Genomic DNA, 16,927 nt, shown 5'->3' on the forward strand with positions numbered 1-16,927 from the left:
AAGGCCCGCCCCCTGTTCCCGGGGAGCGGGCCTTCGTCATGCCTGGCGCGGTCACTGACCGCCGTACGTCTTGCTCATGTTCTGGTAGATCGCCTCGGCCTCCTGGCCCAGCTGCGGGCCCGCCAGCCAGGTGTTGTCCGCCGGGCCGATCGACGTGTTCGAGACCAGCTTGGTCTTGCCGTCCACCACCCGGAACCAGCCGCCGCCGGACGATCCGCCGGTCATCGTGCAGCCGATGCGGTACATCGTCGGCAGCGAAGTGCTCAGCGAGAGGCGGCCCGGCTGGTCGATGCACTTGAACATCTTCAGACCGTTGTAGGGCGCCGCCTGCGGGTAGCCCCAGGCGCCCATCTTGGCGACCTCGGTCGCGGACGGGGCGGTGAAGTCCACGTCCAGCGCGGCGCCGACCGTCTCCTCCAGCGACTTGGAGCCGGACTCCGGCTTCACGTGCAGCACCGAGTAGTCGTACGCGGCTCCGGCGCCGCCGGTCTCCGAGCCGCCCGCGATCCACTCGTTCGAGGTCGAGGCCCAGTCGGCCCACCACTGGCCGTACGGGGAGATCTGCGAGGCGTCGGCGTTGGTGAGCTGCGACTCGGACTTGCCGTAGTCGTTGTACGCCGGGACGAACATGATGTTGCGGTACCAGCCGCCGCCGTCGCCCGCGTGCACACAGTGGCCGGCCGTCCACACCAGGTTCGACTTGCCCGGGTGGTTCACGTCCTTGACGACCGTGCCCGAGCAGACGGCCGCACCGTCGGGGGTGTCGAAGAAGATCTTGCCGACCGGCGCCGCGTTCTCGTGGTACGGCGTCTTCTCGGCGGTCGCCTCGACGGGCGCGGGGTCCGGGTCGGTGACGCCCTGGTCGGCCGCCGCGTCCTTCGTCGAGTACGTCTTGTTGGCCTCCTTCGCGGACTTCATCCGCTCAGGCTTCCAGAGGCCGTCGATCACCGGGTTGACGAAGTCCTTGGCCTCGCTGAGCCACTTGTCCTTGTCCCAGTTCTGCCAGCCGCCGTCCTTCCACTTGTCGACGTCGATGCCGTGCTCCTTGAGCTTGTCGGCGAGGTCGGCAGGGATCTTGATCTTGTCGTTGCCGCTGTCGGCGGCCTGCGACGTGGTGGCGCCCGGCTGGTCGGCCGCGGTGTCCGAACCTTCACAGGCGGTCGAGGTCAGCGCCAGGGCGGCGACGAGGCCGGTGGCGGCGAGAGTGGTGCGACGTCGACGACTCGACGTCGCGGACGTACGTGTGGAACGCATGGTGCGGTAACCCCCGTTGGAGCGATCGGTGCTGCAAGGTGCGTTGGTGATGGTGATGGTGATGCTGGGCATGCTGATCGTGCTGGCGTTGATGTCATGTGCGTGTCACTCACAGGGAGTTGTGTGGACCCCCTGGGGCACGACACACCACTATGCCCGTGGAGTTGAGGGCGAACGGCGACGAGGCGGTGAAGGTTTCCGTGAGCCGGTGAACCCGCTGAGCCGCTCCGTCGCCGCGGAACCTCACTGACCGGCGAACTTCTCACTGACCGAGTCGTACACGCCCTTGGCCACCTCACCCAGTCGCGGTCCCGCCAGCCAGCCGGCGGTCACCGGGCCGATCGAGGTGTTGGACACCAGCGCGGGCTTGCCGTCCGAGCCCGTCGCGACCCAGCCGCCACCGGACGAACCGCCCGTCATGGTGCACCCGATGCGGTACATCGTCGGCTCCGAAGCGTTGAGCGACAGCCGTCCCGGCTTGTCCTGGCACTGGTACAGCGTCTGACCGTCGAACGGCGCCGCCGCCGGATACCCGGTCGCCGTCATGCTCTGGATCTTCGTCGCCGCCGGGGCCTTGAAGTCCACCGGCAGAGCCGAACCGACCGTCTCCTCCAGGGACTTGCCGGTGCCGCCCTCCTCCGGCGTCACATGGAGCACGGAGAAGTCGTACGAGGCGCCGTCGCCGCCCGTCGTACCGCCCTGCTCGATCCACTGGTCCGAGGTCTGCGCCCAGTCGCTCCACCACACGCCGTACGGAGCGACCTCCTCCCGGGAGACGCCCTCCAGCTCCGCGGTCGACAGGCCCTTGTCGTTGTACGACGGCACGAAGGCGATGTTGCGGTACCAGCCGCCGCTCTTGCCCGCGTGGACGCAGTGGCCCGCCGTCCACACCATGTTGGACTTGCCGGGGTTGGCCGGGTCCTGCACGACCGTTGCCGAACAGACCATCTGTCCTTCGGGGGAGTCGAAGAACACCTTGCCCGCCTCGGGAACGCTGTCGTGGTACGTAGGCGACACGGCCTTCGCGTCCACCGGCGCCGGCTCCGGGTCGGTCACTCCCTGGTCACCGTCGAGGTCGCTGTCGTCGACCTCTTGGTCCGGCTCCTCGGCCTCCCGCATGCGGTCCGGGTCCCACAGGCCCGCGATGATCGGGTTGATGTAGTCCTCGGCCTCGCGCAGCCAGTCGTCCTTGCTCCAGTCCTTCCAGGCGCCGTCCTTCCACTCGTCGATGTCGATCCCGTGCTCCTTGAGCCGGTCCTTGATGTTGTCCGGGATCGTGATCTTGCCGTCGCCCTCGGACGCGGCGGTGGCGGAGGCCTGCGCATCGGCGTCGGCGTCCCCCGACTCACAGGCGGTGGCGGTGAGCGCGAGCGCGGAGGCGAGGGCGACGGTGGCCAGCACGGGGGAGGTTCTGCGGCGCGCCCCCTTTGCCCTGCCGGCGGTGAACAACGGCCGTATGGATCGCATGATCTGACTCCCCCTGAGGTGAACGAACTAGGCGCTGTGGCCGTGACACCCACGTCGACATCCCGGCGGCACTTGTCCGTCCGGTGCCGATCTCCTGTGCGCGTACGGCCTCTTGGAACGGCAACACACACTATGCGCTCGCTGTGGGGGACTCCCGACGGAACGGCAACGGTTCCGTCACGGCAAGGATCTTGAGGCAACCCGTAACCGGCTGAACCGTCCGGGGTTGGTAGCCGTGGGGGCCTGCCGTCTGCGCGCGGTCCCCTGTGCCCATGGCGCGACTCCGGCTCGCCGACGGGCTCGGGACGACGGCGGGAGGACAGGGAGACGTGGCCGAGTCTTCGTACGACGGGTGCCTGTCCGAGGGGCTTCCGCGCCGACAGCCGGCCCGCGAGCCGACGGCCCGCACCTATGCGCGCGCCCTGCCGATCGTGCCCGTGCGGGCGCGCGGCCTCACCATCGAGGGCGCGGACGGCCGCCGTTACCTGGACTGTCTCTCCGGCGCGGGGACCCTGGCCCTCGGGCACAACCACCCCGTGGTGCTGGAGGCGATCCGCAAGGTCCTCGACTCGGGCGCGCCCCTGCACGCCCTCGACCTGGCGACACCCGTCGAGGACGCCTTCGTCACCGAGCTGTTCCGGACCCTTCCGCCCGGTCTCGCCGGCCACGCCCACGTGCAGTTCTGCGGACCGGGCGGCGCGGACGCGAAGCAGGTGGCCCTCGAACTCGTCCGCGCTGCTACCGGCCGCACCGGCATCCTGGCCTTCACCGGCGCCTGCCACGACACGACCATCACTACGCGCGAGGCCTTCGATCTGCCCGGGGAGGTGGCCGACCTTCGTGTCACGTGGCTGCCCTGCCCGCGGGACCACCGGCGCACGTTCGGCGGCGGCCGGCAGGGAGCCGAACTCGCGGCCCGCTGGACCGAGTCCCTCCTCGACGACTACACGTCGGGTGCTCCCGCCCCCGCCGGGGTGATCGTCGAGCCCGTCCATGGTGAGGGCGAGGTGATCCCCGCCCCGGACGCCTGGATACGGCGTGTACGACAGATCACGGCGGCCCGGTCCATCCCTCTGATCGCCGACGAGATCCACACGGGCGTCGGCCGCACCGGCGCGTTCTGGGCGGTGGAGCACAGTGGCGTCACCCCGGACGTGATGGTCCTCTCCAAGGCCATCGGGGGCAGCCTGCCGCTGTCCGTCCTGGTCTACCGCGACGACCTCGACGTCCGAGAACACGGTGCCCCCACCGGCATGTTCCGCGGCAACCAACTCGCCCTGGCCGCAGGCACGGCCACACTCGCCCACGTCCGCGAGAACGGCCTCGCCGAGCGCGCCTCGCTTCTGGGGGAGCGGATGCTCTCTCGACTTCGGGATCTTGGCAGGCAGTTCTCTTGCGTGGGGGAGGCGCGAGGGAGGGGCTTGATGCTTGGGCTCGGGCTGGTGGATCCGGATCGGGAGGTGGGGGGCAGGGAGGCCGGGGGCAGGGGTGATGGTGGTGACAGGGGTGAGACCTGTTGTGTCCGGGCTTGCGGTGCCGGGGGCGGTGGTATTGGAGCGGATGCGCTTCAGCGGGGGTGCGTCGAGAGGGCGGCGGCCGGCCCCTGCCTCGCCGCTCCTGAACTCGCCGCAGCGGTCCAGCGCGAGTGTCTGCGACGCGGCCTCATCGTCGAACTCGGTGGCCCCCACACGAGCGTTGTACGTCTCGTCCCGCCCCTGACGATCAGCGACGAACAGGCGGACGCGGTGCTCGACCGGCTGTCCGACGCGGTGGAGGTGGTGGCTCGCGGCCACACCCCTCGCACCCACATCCTTCCCGGTCAGAAGGACCCACCGGAGCACGAACACCACCGACGCGGCGATCACCCCGTACGGGCAGGACAGCCCCCTGATCGATGACACGGCTCGCCAGAACCCCCTTACGGACAGCCCCACTTGGACCAACTCCAACCCATCTGTCGAGCCCATCCCTCCAGCCCCGGAACGACATCCCGCCCCGGCCCGCCCCCACGATCCGGCACCCGCTCACAAGGAACAGCCTTGAACTCCACCCCCGCCACTGACGGCCCGGTCCACGCACCCACCCGAGGCGCCTCCACCAAGGGACCTGACCAGGAGCCCCAGCCCGGGCCGGCCGCTCCCACGACCCCTCGTTCGCAGGGCCGCGTTCCGGAGCAGGGACGGGGCCCACAGGAGGTGAGGTCCTCCGGCCAGGGCGGCAGCTCGGACCAGGAGCGGGTTCCGGTGCAGGGCGGGACCCTCACGGCCCCAACGCGGAGCAACCGTCAGAGCGCCGATTGGCTACGGGGCACCATCCCGGACCCTCTGGACCACTCCGACCCGTACACCGCGGCCCAGGCCGCAGCCATCGAGAACCTGCTCCGCTGCTGGGTGCGCGAGGCCGACCTTCCCGCCCCCACCGACGGCACCCTTCGTATTCCCCTCCCTGCCAGCGGCACCGCTCTGCTCACGCCCGTCCACTACTGGTCCCCGACCGGCTGGCATCGCTTCGGCCCGCCGCGCCTGGCCGACGCTCCCCAACAGTCGCCGCCCCTCGACGCCGTCATCGTCGCCGCCCTGCTCACGAGGGAGGCACCGGGCACGCGCCTCGCCGAGACCACGCCGGCTACCGACACCGCACGGGCCGCTACCATCACGCCGGCCACCGTCACCGCGCCAGCCGACCCCCCGGCCCCCGTAGCCGCCCCCACCTCGGCGGGCGAGGTCGCCTCCGCTCCCAGCCACGACGCCGGACCCACCGACGGCACCGACCTCGTTGCGCGCGTAGCCGACTCCGTGCGCCGAACCGTCACCTTCATCGACGAGCGCAGAAAGCATCCGTCCGACGGCCCAGACCTTTTCCTCGCTGCCGAACAGGCCCTGGTCCTCGGACATGCCCTCCACCCTGCGCCGAAGAGCCGCGAGGGGCTCTCCGAAGCCGAAGCGCCGCTGTACTCACCCGAGTTGCGCGGCTCCTTCCTCCTGCACTGGCTCGCCGTCGCTCCTTCCGTACTCGTCACCGACTCAGCCTGGACCGAACGAGGGCGCCCCATCCCGGCTCCCCAGCTCACGGCGCGCCTCGCCGACACCGGACCGCTCTTGCCCGACGGCTATACGGCCCTGCCGCTGCACCCTTGGCAGTTGCGGGAGGCCCGGCACCATCCCGCGACCGCGGCCCTGCTCGACGCCGGTCTGCTCCGGGATCTCGGAGCCCATGGCTCCCCCTGGCACCCCACCTCCTCTGTCCGCACCGTGCACCGATCCGGCGCCCCCGCCATGCTCAAACTCTCGCTGGGCCTGCGCATCACCAACTCCCGCCGGGAAAACCTCCGCAAGGAACTCCACCGGGGCGTCGAGGTCCACCGCCTTCTGCGCAGCGGGCTCGCCGAGCAGTGGCAGGCCGTTCACCCGGGCTTCGACATCGTCCGCGACCCGGCCTGGCTGGCCGTCGACGGGCCGGACGGCGACCCTGTACCCGGACTCGACGTGGTGATCCGGCACAACCCGTTCCGCCCCACGGACGACGTGGCCTGCGTCGCCGGGCTTGTCTCCCCCAGGCCGTACGTCCGGCCGGGCACCACTGGCACCGCGCCAGCTGCAAACACCACGCCGGGCGGCGGGGCGGCACACCAGCCGGCGATGCGGTCCCGTCTCGCCGACATCGTCACGCACCTCGCCGGCCGGACCGGTCGCCCGCTGGGTGCGGTCGCCGCCGAGTGGTTCCTGCGCTATCTGGAGCAGGTTGTGCGTCCGGTGCTGTGGTTCGACGCGGTAGCCGGCATCGCGCTGGAGGCGCATCAGCAGAACACGCTGGTCCACCTGGACGGCGACGGCTGGCCTGTGGGTGGCCGCTACCGGGACAACCAGGGCTACTACTTCCGAGAGTCCCGGCGCGCGGAACTCGAGGCCCGTCTTCCCGGCATCGGCGAGCACAGCGACACGTTCGTCTCCGACGACGTCACCGACGAGCGCTTCGCGTACTACCTCGGCATCAACAACGTCCTCGGTCTCATCGGCGCGTTCGGCTCCCAACGCCTGGCTGACGAACGGCTGCTGCTCGCCGCCTTCCGCCGTTTCCTGAACGAGGTCGCCTCCGGACCCACCCGGCTGCGCACCTCGCTGCCGGCCCGTCTGCTCGACTCACCCGTCCTTCGTTGCAAGGCCAACCTTCTGACTCGACTGCACGGCCTCGACGAACTCGTCGGTCCGGTCGACACCCAGTCCGTCTACGTCACCATCGCCAACCCCCTGTACTCGTGATCATCGACGCCTCGTACCGCGTCACCACCCGCCGCCGTCGCTCGTGATCACCGTCAGCCCCTTCCATCCCTGAGGAACATGCCCCGACCCGACTCCTGAAAGGAACGTCGCCCGTGTCTCCCACCGACGCGAGTGCCGAGGCCGGCACCACCGCCCGCACCACCGATGTAGGCACCTGCTCCGCTCCCGGCTCGGCCGACCGCCCCACCGACCTCGACGCCGGCCCGGGCCGCTCCGGCCGTGATCCCGAATGGGGCACGGACAGCGAGGACACCCTCGAACTGCGCCTGCCCGACGAATTCCTCGCACTCATCGCGGACGAGACCTCCGACAGCAACGAGGAACTCAGCGACGGGCATGGCACGGCCGAGCCCGACTCGGTCGCCCGGCCCCGCGACGACCTTCTCGACCGCATCGCCGACTGGGGGCCGGTGACCACCTCCGTGGGTGTCTTCCAGCTCTGCCCCGTGGATGGCGAGGGTGATCTTCCGCTCATCAGCCGATGGATGAACGATCCCGCCGTCGCGGCATTCTGGGGCCTGTCCGGCTCCCGCAACATGGCCGAGGACCATGTGCTGGCCCAACTCGCGGGTGACGGACGCAGCGTCCCGTGCCTCGGTGCCCTGGACGGCACGCCCATGAGCTACTGGGAGATCTACCGGGCCGACCTCGATCCCTTGGCCCGCCACTACCCGGCCCGCCCTCATGACACCGGTCTCCACCTCCTCATCGGTGCGGCCACGGATCGTGCACGAGGTCTCGGCAGCGCGCTGCTCAGAGCCGTCGCCGACCTCACGCTCGACAAGCGCCCCGCCTGTGCCCGTGTCATCGCCGAACCCGACATTCGCAACACTCCTTCTGTCTCCGCATTTCTGAGCGCAGGCTTCCGGTTCTCCGCCGAGGTCGACCTGCCCGACAAGCGGGCCGCCCTCATGGTCCGAGACCGGTCCCTGCGCGATCTGCTGTGACGCGACGTCGCTGCATCATCACTTTTGGTACACCGCTCGTCCCGGCTCGGTTCCCACTCGGGCCCCACCTTTTTCAAGCCGGGATCGACGTTGCCGGCCACGGCACCCGGCCCGCCCGACCGATCCCGTCCGGAACTGACTGATCCGGGCCGCTCCTGACCTACTCCTCTCGGATCCGAACCGATTCCGCCCCGAACAGTCCGAGACCGACCTTGAACCGTCCCATCCCGCCCTCAAGCGAACCGATCCGGTCCCTCGTCCCTCCCGCACCCGGTCTTGATCCCGCCCCTTGTCCCCCCGTGACCTCTCGGTTGTCAGTGGTGGGCCGTAGGGTTGTCGCGCTATGACGAAGCCCTCACTCCCCGAACTCCTGCATGCCGCCGTCACTGCCGTCGGTGGCACGGAGCGCCCCGGCCAGGTGACCATGGCCGAAGCCGTCGCAGAGGCGATCGACGACGGCTCCCATCTGCTGGTCCAGGCCGGCACCGGCACCGGAAAGTCGCTGGGCTATCTCGTGCCCGCGCTCGCGCACGGGGAGAGAGTCGTCGTGGCCACCGCCACCCTGGCTCTTCAGCGCCAGCTCGTCGAGCGGGACCTGCCGCGCACGGTCGACGCGCTGCACCCGCTGCTGAGGCGCCGCCCGGAGTTCGCGATGCTCAAGGGCAGGTCGAACTACCTGTGTCTGCACCGCCTGCACGAGGGTGTGCCGCAGGAAGAGGAGGAGGGCCTCTTCGACCAGTTCGAGGCGGCCGCGCCCACCAGCAAGCTGGGCCAGGACCTGCTGCGGCTGCGTGAGTGGTCGGACGAGACGGAGAACGGCGACCGCGACGACCTCACCCCGGGCGTCTCCGACCGGGCCTGGGCCCAGGTGTCGGTCTCGTCGCGCGAGTGCCTCGGTGCCACGAAGTGTGCGTACGGCGCGGAGTGCTTCGCCGAGATGGCCCGTGAGCGCGCGAAGCTCGCCGAGGTCGTCGTCACCAACCACGCCCTGCTCGCGATCGACGCCATCGAGGGCGCCCCGGTCCTCCCGCAGCACGAGGTGCTGATCGTCGACGAGGCACACGAACTGGTCTCCCGCGTGACCGGAGTGGCCACCGGCGAGCTCACCCCGGGCCAGGTCAACCGCGCGGTGCGCCGGGCGGCGAGGCTCGTCAACGAGAAGGCCGCCGACCAGCTCCAGACCGCCGCCGAGGGCTTCGAGCGGCTCATGGAGCTAGCCCTGCCGGGCCGTCTGGAGGAGATCCCGGAGGACCTCGGCTACGCGCTCATGGCATTGCGCGACGCCGCCCGCACCGTCATCTCCGCGATCGGGGCCACCCGCGACAAGTCCGTCCAGGACGAGGACGCGGTCCGCAAACAGGCCCTGGCCTCGGTCGAGAACGTGCACGACGTGGCGGAGCGGATCACCAACGGCTCCGAGTGGGACGTCGTCTGGTACGAGCGCCACGACCGCTTCGGCGCCTCCCTGCGCGTCGCCCCCATGTCCGTGTCGGGCCTGCTCAGGGAGAAGCTCTTCGCGGACCGCTCCGTCGTCCTGACCTCGGCGACCCTGAAGCTGGGCGGCGACTTCAACGGTGTCGGGGCCTCCCTGGGGCTCGCCCCCGAGGGCACCGAGGGAGACGACGTGCCCCAGTGGAAGGGCGTCGACGTCGGCTCGCCCTTCGACTACCCGAAGCAGGGCATCCTCTACGTCGCCAAGCACCTCTCGCGCCCCGCGCGGGACGGCGACCGCGTGGACATGCTGGACGAGCTGACGGAACTGATCCAGGCGGCAGGTGGCCGCACACTGGGTCTGTTTTCCTCGATGCGGGCCGCTCAGCTCGCCGCCGAGGAACTCCGGTCCCGTATCCCCGAGTTCCCGATCCTCCTGCAGGGCGAGGAGACCCTCGGGGAGCTGATCAAGAACTTCGCCGCCGACCCGAAGACCTGTCTCTTCGGCACGTTGTCACTCTGGCAGGGCGTCGACGTCCCCGGCCCCAGCTGCCAGCTGGTGGTGATGGACAAGATCCCGTTCCCGCGTCCTGACGACCCGCTGATGAGCGCCCGGCAGAAGGCTGTGGAGGACGCGGGCGGCAACGGGTTCATGGCTGTCGCCGCCACGCACGCGGCGCTGCTGATGGCGCAGGGTGCCGGCCGTCTCGTGCGGGCGTCGGGGGACCGGGGCGTCGTCGCCGTACTGGATCAACGGCTCGCGACGGCGCGGTACGGGAGCTATTTGAAGGCGTCGCTGCCCGACTTCTGGTACACGACGGACCGTAACCAGGTCCGGAAGTCGCTCGCCGCGATCGACGCGAAGGCGCAGCAGGCGGAGGCGTAGAAAAGACGTGGGTTGGTCTGGCCGGTGCCGGTCAGGCCAACCCACGTCCTCTGGAGGGCAACGACTCTCGAAGGTGCCCGCACAGCACTGGGCCCCGGAACCGGCGCAGGGGTTCCGGGGCCCGGTCAGAGGGCGGACCGTGACGTCCGCCCGCCGCAGCCGTCACACGCGGCGCAGCACCGCCACCACCTTGCCGAGGATGGTTGCGTCGTCGCCGGGGATCGGCTCGTACGCGGCGTTGTGCGGGAGGAGCCAGACGTGGCCGTCCTCGCGCTTGAAGCGCTTGACGGTGGCCTCGCCGTCGAGCATCGCGGCCACGATGTCGCCGTTCTCGGCGACCGGCTGACGGCGGACCGTGACCCAGTCGCCGTCGCAGATGGCGGCCTCGATCATGGAGTCGCCGACGACCTTCAGCACGAACAGCTCACCGTCGCCGACGAGCTGCCGGGGGAGGGGGAACACGTCCTCGACGGACTCCTCCGCGAGGATCGGGCCACCGGCGGCGATGCGGCCGACGAGCGGGACGTAGGACGCGGCGGGCTTGCCGGCGGTGTCCGTGGGCTGCACGGAGGCGGCCTGGTCGGATCCGCGTACCTCGTACGCGCGCGGGCGGTGCGGATCGCGGCGCAGGAAGCCCTTGCGCTCCAGTGCCATGAGCTGGTGTGCGACGGAGGACGTACTGGACAGGCCGACGGCCTGTCCGATCTCCCGCATGGACGGCGGGTAGCCGCGCCGCTGCACGGAGTCCCTGATGACCTCGATCACCCGACGCTGCCGGTCGGTGAGTCCGGAGCTGTCCGCCCGGATCCCTGGAGGTCGGCCCGGTAGGGAGCGCTTGTGTCCCTCGGGATTCGTGGCTTCGTTCATCGCATGCACCGGCTCGAGTCGGCCCTGGGAGCGGTCCTGGGCAGTGATGGTGGCACTGTCTGCGGTGGTGGTCACGTCGGCCCCTCTCGATGGTCTCCCTGCTGGACAACGGTAGTTGCTTTCGAAAGGTTGCGCCAAACACACGTTCGAGTGAAAAATCGCGTATCGCCTGACGTGATCATGCGTCTGGGTGTATGGCTAACGTGGCGCCTGGCGGACAAAAGGGGCCATTGCTGTACTCTTCACCGCCGGGATGACGACCTCGTGGGTTGTTGACCCAGTCTGCCATCCGGTATTCCGGCGACAGGGCCCCGGTCCTCATCTGCGCGGGAGTCCCACGTCCCCTCCGTGTCCCCTCCGTGCGGTGCCCACGGTATCTCCGCATGCTTCGCAGCGGTACGCCTGTGCACGGGTGGCTCTTGGTGACGGCGCGGTCGCGCGGCACATGCCAATACGGATGCAACGCGCGCGTACGGCGTGTTTATAGAGCCGATCCCTACATCTAGTGCTTGGATTGCTACAGCGGCCCAGAAGTTGTGGTCCCCCGGGTCTTCGGACGCTCGGCGATCGCCTATGCTTGGGGCTGCTTCGAGGGGCCCGAGAGGTCCAACGAGGCTATTGAGTCTGCTGTGAGGAGGGTTGGGAGTTCATGCACTGCCCCTTCTGCCGGCACCCCGACAGCCGCGTCGTCGACAGTCGTACGACCGACGACGGCACGTCGATCCGCAGGCGCCGCCAGTGCCCGGACTGCTCCCGTCGTTTCACGACCGTGGAGACGTGTTCGCTCATGGTCGTCAAGCGGTCCGGAGTCACCGAGCCTTTCAGCCGTACCAAGGTCATCAATGGTGTGCGCAAGGCATGCCAGGGACGGCCTGTCACCGAGGACGCGCTCGCCCAGCTCGGCCAACGGGTCGAGGAGGCCGTGCGGGCCACCGGGAGCGCCGAGTTGACCACCCATGACGTGGGGCTGGCCATACTCGGCCCATTGCAGGAGCTCGACCTGGTCGCCTTTCTGCGATTCGCCTCCGTCTACCGGGCGTTCGACTCGCTCGAGGACTTTGAGGCCGCGATCGCGGAACTGAGGGAGGCGACGGGACACCCCGACGCGGACGCGGATGTGGGGAGCCAGGGAGACGGCGGGTCGGGAGAGGCCGTACAGGTCCCCGAGCCCGCAGGCGCCGCCGACTGATCGGCGGGTCGGCCCGGACGGAGACCCCGGGACCGACCGGACGGCGGCGATCGAAGACCTGTTGCGGGCGGCAGCGAGGGTGCCCGCAGCACCAGACAGAACACCGTGCCACGGGAACATCGGGGCACTTCAGGGCGTTTTAGCCCGTACAGGGAGGCGGCATGACAGAGACGGCGAGCGGTCCGGCACGGAGTTCCCGCGCCAAGGGCACCAAGGCGACCAAGGGACTGCGTATCGAGCGCATCCACACCACCCCTGGCGTACACCCGTACGACGAGGTGGCCTGGGAGCGCCGTGACGTCGTCATGACCAACTGGCGCGACGGCTCGGTGAACTTCGAGCAGCGTGGCGTCGAGTTCCCCGACTTCTGGTCGGTGAACGCGGTCAACATCGTCACCAGCAAGTACTTCCGCGGTGCCGTCGGCACCCCGCAGCGCGAGACCGGCCTCAAGCAGCTGATCGACCGCATCGTGAAGACGTATCGGAAGGCCGGCGAGGACTACAAGTACTTCGCCACGCCCGCCGACGCCGAGATCTTCGAGCACGAGCTGGCGTACGCCCTCCTGCATCAGATCTTCAGCTTCAACAGCCCTGTGTGGTTCAACGTCGGTACGCCCCAGCCGCAGCAGGTCTCGGCCTGCTTCATCCTGGCCGTCGACGACTCCATGGAGTCGATCCTCGACTGGTACAAGGAAGAGGGCATGATCTTCAAGGGCGGCTCCGGCGCCGGCCTGAACCTCTCCCGGATCCGCTCCTCCAAGGAGCTGCTGTCCTCCGGCGGCAACGCCTCCGGCCCGGTCTCCTTCATGCGCGGTGCCGACGCCTCCGCAGGAACGATCAAGTCCGGTGGCGCCACGCGGCGTGCCGCGAAGATGGTCATCCTCGACGTCGACCACCCCGACATCGAGGACTTCATCGAGACCAAGGTGAAGGAAGAGGAGAAGATCCGCGCCCTGCGTGACGCGGGCTTCGACATGGACCTGGGCGGCGACGACATCACGTCCGTCCAGTACCAGAACGCCAACAACTCGGTCCGTGTGAACGACACGTTCATGAAGGCCGTGGAGACGGGCGGCAAGTTCGGCCTGACCTCCCGCATGACCGGCGAGGTCATCGAAGAGGTCGACGCCAAGAGCCTGTTCCGCAAGATGGCCGAGGCAGCCTGGGCCTGTGCCGACCCGGGCATCCAGTACGACGACACCATCAACCACTGGCACACCTGCCCGGAGTCCGGCCGTATCAACGGCTCGAACCCCTGCAGCGAGTACATGCACCTGGACAACACGTCCTGCAACCTCGCCTCGCTGAACCTGATGAAGTTCCTGAAGGACGACGGCAAGGGCCACCAGTCCTTCGAGGTCGAGCGCTTCGCGAAGGTTGTCGAGCTCGTCATCACCGCGATGGACATCTCCATCTGCTTCGCGGACTTCCCGACGCAGAAGATCGGTGAGAACACGCGCGCGTTCCGCCAGCTCGGCATCGGCTACGCCAACCTCGGCGCCCTGCTGATGGCGACCGGCCACGCCTACGACTCCGACGGCGGCCGCGCCCTCGCCGGTGCCATCACCTCCCTGATGACGGGCACGTCGTACAAGCGTTCCGCCGAACTTGCCGCGGTAGTCGGCCCGTACGACGGCTACGCCCGCAACGCGCAGCCGCACCTGCGGGTCATGAAGCAGCACGCGGACGAGAACACCAAGGCCGTCCGCATGGACGACCTGGACACGCCGATCTGGGCCGCCGCCACGGAGTCCTGGCAGGACGTGCTGCGTCTCGGTGAGAAGAACGGTTTCCGTAACGCCCAGGCGTCGGTCATCGCCCCGACCGGCACCATCGGTCTCGCGATGTCCTGCGACACCACCGGACTTGAGCCCGACCTCGCACTGGTCAAGTTCAAGAAGCTGGTCGGCGGCGGCTCGATGCAGATCGTCAACGGCACTGTCCCGCAGGCCCTGCGCCGCCTGGGCTACCAGGAGGAGCAGATCGAGGCGATCGTCGCCCACATCGCCGAGAACGGCAATGTCGTCGACGCCCCCGGCCTCAAGCACGAGCACTACGAGGTCTTCGACTGCGCCATGGGCGAGCGCTCCATCTCCGCGATGGGCCACGTCCGCATGATGGCCGCGATCCAGCCGTGGATCTCCGGCGCGCTGTCCAAGACGGTCAACCTGCCGGAGACGGCGACCGTCGAGGACGTCGAAGAGGTCTACTTCGAGGCCTGGAAGATGGGCGTCAAGGCGCTCGCCATCTACCGCGACAACTGCAAGGTCGGTCAGCCCCTCTCCGCCAAAACCAAGGAGAAGGAGAAGGCCGAGGTCACGGCGAAGGCCGAGGCGACCATCCGCGAGACGGTCGAAAAGGTCGTCGAGTACCGCCCGGTCCGCAAGCGTCTCCCGAAGGGTCGTCCCGGCATCACCACGTCCTTCACGGTCGGTGGCGCCGAGGGCTACATGACCGCCAACTCCTACCCGGACGACGGTCTCGGCGAGGTCTTCCTGAAGATGTCGAAGCAGGGTTCGACCCTCGCGGGCATGATGGACGCCTTCTCCATCGCGGTCTCCGTCGGCCTCCAGTACGGCGTGCCGCTGGAGACGTACGTCTCGAAGTTCACCAACATGCGCTTCGAGCCGGCCGGCATGACGGACGACCCGGACGTGCGGATGGCGCAGTCGATCGTCGACTACATCTTCCGCCGCCTGGCGCTCGACTTCCTGCCCTTCGAGACGCGTTCCGCGCTCGGCATCCACTCCGCCGAGGAGCGTCAGCGTCACCTGGAGACCGGTTCGTACGAGCCGTCCGACGACGAGGTCGACGTCGAGGGCCTGGCCCAGTCGGCGCCGCGCACCCAGGAGCTGAAGGCCGTCGTCACCCCCAAGGCCGAGGTCGAGGCGGCCAAGCCCGCCCCGAAGCAGGCCCACACCAGCGCCGAGCTGGTGGAGATGCAGCTGGGCATCCAGGCGGACGCCCCGCTCTGCTTCTCCTGTGGCACGAAGATGCAGCGGGCCGGTTCCTGCTACATCTGCGAGGGCTGCGGTTCGACCAGCGGCTGCAGCTGACGGTCAGCGCCACTGAGGCGTGAACTGACTGCTTGAGGTGGGGAGTCGGCGTGATGCCGGCTCCCCACTCGGCTTTCGCGCTGGTCAGCGGTCCGGTCAGTGGTTCGGCCCGATGGCAGGATCCTCGCCATGATCAAGAGAATCGAGTGCGCGATCCTCCGGTGAGCCAGGTGGCCATTTCCTTGTTCGAGCACGGGCTCCAACTGCGCCAGCGCACACCGGACACACCAGGCACTACCTGATCAGGGTCGGTGCACCTGTCCCATGGCCCGGGTGTACTCCGCCGGGTCGTCCTCGAACCCGTGGATGCCGGAGTGCAGCTCCCACGTTCCCGACCCGTCCCGCACGAACTCCGCGACCGTCGCCGCGGTGGCCCCGAGGACACTGCCGAAGTCGTCCTCGGTCAGGACCGTGTACCCGTCACGGATCCGCAGCGCCGGGTTGCTGACGCCGACGAACGTCCGTTCCTCGGAGCGCTGCTGGATGACGACACCGACGACCACGCGCGCGTACCGGCTGTCGAGCCGGTCGAGCTCCAGGGTCATGACCTCGTCCCAGCCGAAGCCCTTGCCGTCCTTGCTGTCCCGGTTGAGGGTGATGGTCCCGTCGGGGGAGCGGCTGTCGAAGTGCACCACATAGGCGGGGGCCCCGTACGGATCGGCCGCCTGATAGGTCGCGGCGACGATGTCCAGATCGGTGGCGGGATGCCCCGCCGGGCTCGGGTCCCACTTCAGCGAGACTTCGACTTTGCGGATCCCCTTGTTGAGGCCGTTCACCAGGCTTCCCCTTCCCCGTGTCCCACGGTGCGAACTGCCAGGCAGTCGCGGCCGGTTGTCCATCCTGCCACGCGCGCGTGCCGCTCGCGGGAGAGATCTCCGTCGGAGCGTGACCGGCGCCACGCTGTGGGGCCTTACGATGGCGCGGTGCTGGTCAAGTGGATTCGCTGCACCGTGGTGGACCGCCGCGGCTTCGAGCGGGGGCAGCGGAAATGGGCGGGGCTTCTGGGGGAGCCGGGGTTTCGGGGACAGGGCGGAGGCTGGAGCCGGGGACGGCCCGGAGTGGCGCACGTCTTCTCCTTCTGGGAAAGCCGTTCCTTCTACGACTCCTTCATGGCCCGCTCCCACGACCGGCTCGCGTCCGCGCAGTCCGGCACGTACAAGGACGCGCAGGCCAAGCTCTTCGACTACCGCTTCGACGTGAAGACCGGCTTCGAACCGCGCTTCACCGACACCGACCTGGTGCGGGTCGCCCACTGCCGCGTCCACGAGGAGCGCGCCGAGCACTTCACGCTGATGCAGGAGAAGGTCTGGAACCCGGCGATGGCCGGCTCGCCCGGCATGATCCGCGGCCTGTTCGGTGAGGCGCCGGGCCATGAGTTCCTGGTGCTCTCGATGTGGCAGTCGGCGGCCGAACACGGCAAGTACCGCACGGAACGGATCGAGCGCCTCGCCCTGCGGGCCCAGACGGAAGCGGATGTGGCGTCCTTGACGGGCGACATCGTGGAGCTGGAGCCGGGCTGGACGGTTTGAGAACCGGACTGTCAAACGGGT

Annotated in this window: 11 protein-coding genes; 7 read left to right on the forward strand and 4 right to left on the reverse strand. The window is 69.1% G+C overall.

All coding sequences use genetic code 11. The features are described from left to right. Nucleotides 1-51: 51 nt before the first annotated feature. On the reverse strand, nucleotides 52-1,254 hold the full coding sequence (locus tag ABKA17_RS10535; protein ID WP_353692317.1) for a trypsin-like serine peptidase: 1,203 nt from the start codon (nucleotides 1,252-1,254) through the stop codon (nucleotides 52-54). A 243-nt stretch (nucleotides 1,255-1,497) separates the two neighbouring features. Further along, nucleotides 1,498-2,721, reverse strand: a complete 1,224-nt coding sequence (locus ABKA17_RS10540; protein ID WP_353691682.1) for a trypsin-like serine peptidase — start codon at nucleotides 2,719-2,721, stop codon at nucleotides 1,498-1,500. 272 nt (nucleotides 2,722-2,993) lie between these two features. Here ABKA17_RS10540 and ABKA17_RS10545 point away from each other — a divergent pair, with 272 nt between their 5' ends. From ABKA17_RS10545 to ABKA17_RS10560, 4 genes are all read left to right on the forward strand, one after another. Then, on the forward strand, nucleotides 2,994-4,619 hold the full coding sequence (locus ABKA17_RS10545; protein ID WP_353691683.1) for an aminotransferase class III-fold pyridoxal phosphate-dependent enzyme: 1,626 nt from the start codon (nucleotides 2,994-2,996) through the stop codon (nucleotides 4,617-4,619). Between the two features lie 345 nt (nucleotides 4,620-4,964). Then, nucleotides 4,965-6,980, forward strand: a complete 2,016-nt coding sequence (locus tag ABKA17_RS10550; RefSeq protein WP_502994220.1) for an IucA/IucC family protein — start codon at nucleotides 4,965-4,967, stop codon at nucleotides 6,978-6,980. Between the two features lie 113 nt (nucleotides 6,981-7,093). Next, nucleotides 7,094-7,948 (forward strand): GNAT family N-acetyltransferase, encoded by an 855-nt coding sequence (locus tag ABKA17_RS10555; RefSeq protein ID WP_353691684.1) that lies wholly within the window; start codon nucleotides 7,094-7,096, stop codon nucleotides 7,946-7,948. Between the two features lie 343 nt (nucleotides 7,949-8,291). After that, on the forward strand, nucleotides 8,292-10,265 hold the full coding sequence (locus ABKA17_RS10560) for an ATP-dependent DNA helicase (RefSeq protein WP_353691685.1): 1,974 nt from the start codon (nucleotides 8,292-8,294) through the stop codon (nucleotides 10,263-10,265). 162 nt (nucleotides 10,266-10,427) lie between these two features. Here the strand turns inward: ABKA17_RS10560 and lexA are convergent, their stop codons facing one another. After that, nucleotides 10,428-11,207: a transcriptional repressor LexA gene (gene lexA / locus ABKA17_RS10565; RefSeq protein ID WP_171145262.1), complete on the reverse strand. Its 780-nt coding sequence runs from the start codon at nucleotides 11,205-11,207 to the stop codon at nucleotides 10,428-10,430. Nucleotides 11,208-11,781: 574 nt separating this feature from the next. Between lexA and nrdR the strand changes: the two genes are divergently transcribed. Then, the gene (gene nrdR, locus ABKA17_RS10570) at nucleotides 11,782-12,321 is read left to right on the forward strand and encodes a transcriptional regulator NrdR (protein WP_353691686.1); all 540 of its coding nucleotides are present in this window, start codon (nucleotides 11,782-11,784) and stop codon (nucleotides 12,319-12,321) included. A gap of 161 nt (nucleotides 12,322-12,482) precedes the next feature. Then, the gene (locus tag ABKA17_RS10575) at nucleotides 12,483-15,377 is read left to right on the forward strand and encodes a vitamin B12-dependent ribonucleotide reductase (protein ID WP_353691687.1); all 2,895 of its coding nucleotides are present in this window, start codon (nucleotides 12,483-12,485) and stop codon (nucleotides 15,375-15,377) included. A gap of 242 nt (nucleotides 15,378-15,619) precedes the next feature. Here ABKA17_RS10575 and ABKA17_RS10580 read toward each other — a convergent pair whose 3' ends face one another. After that, nucleotides 15,620-16,153, reverse strand: a complete 534-nt coding sequence (locus ABKA17_RS10580; RefSeq protein ID WP_353691688.1) for a TerD family protein — start codon at nucleotides 16,151-16,153, stop codon at nucleotides 15,620-15,622. Between the two features lie 147 nt (nucleotides 16,154-16,300). On the opposite strand from ABKA17_RS10580, the gene ABKA17_RS10585 reads away from it, so the two are divergent. Beyond that, nucleotides 16,301-16,906: a YdbC family protein gene (locus ABKA17_RS10585; RefSeq protein ID WP_353691689.1), complete on the forward strand. Its 606-nt coding sequence runs from the start codon at nucleotides 16,301-16,303 to the stop codon at nucleotides 16,904-16,906. Nucleotides 16,907-16,927: the final 21 nt, after the last annotated feature.

The sequence above is a fragment of the Streptomyces sp. RG80 genome (assembly GCF_040446465.1).
Taxonomy (GTDB): domain Bacteria; phylum Actinomycetota; class Actinomycetes; order Streptomycetales; family Streptomycetaceae; genus Streptomyces.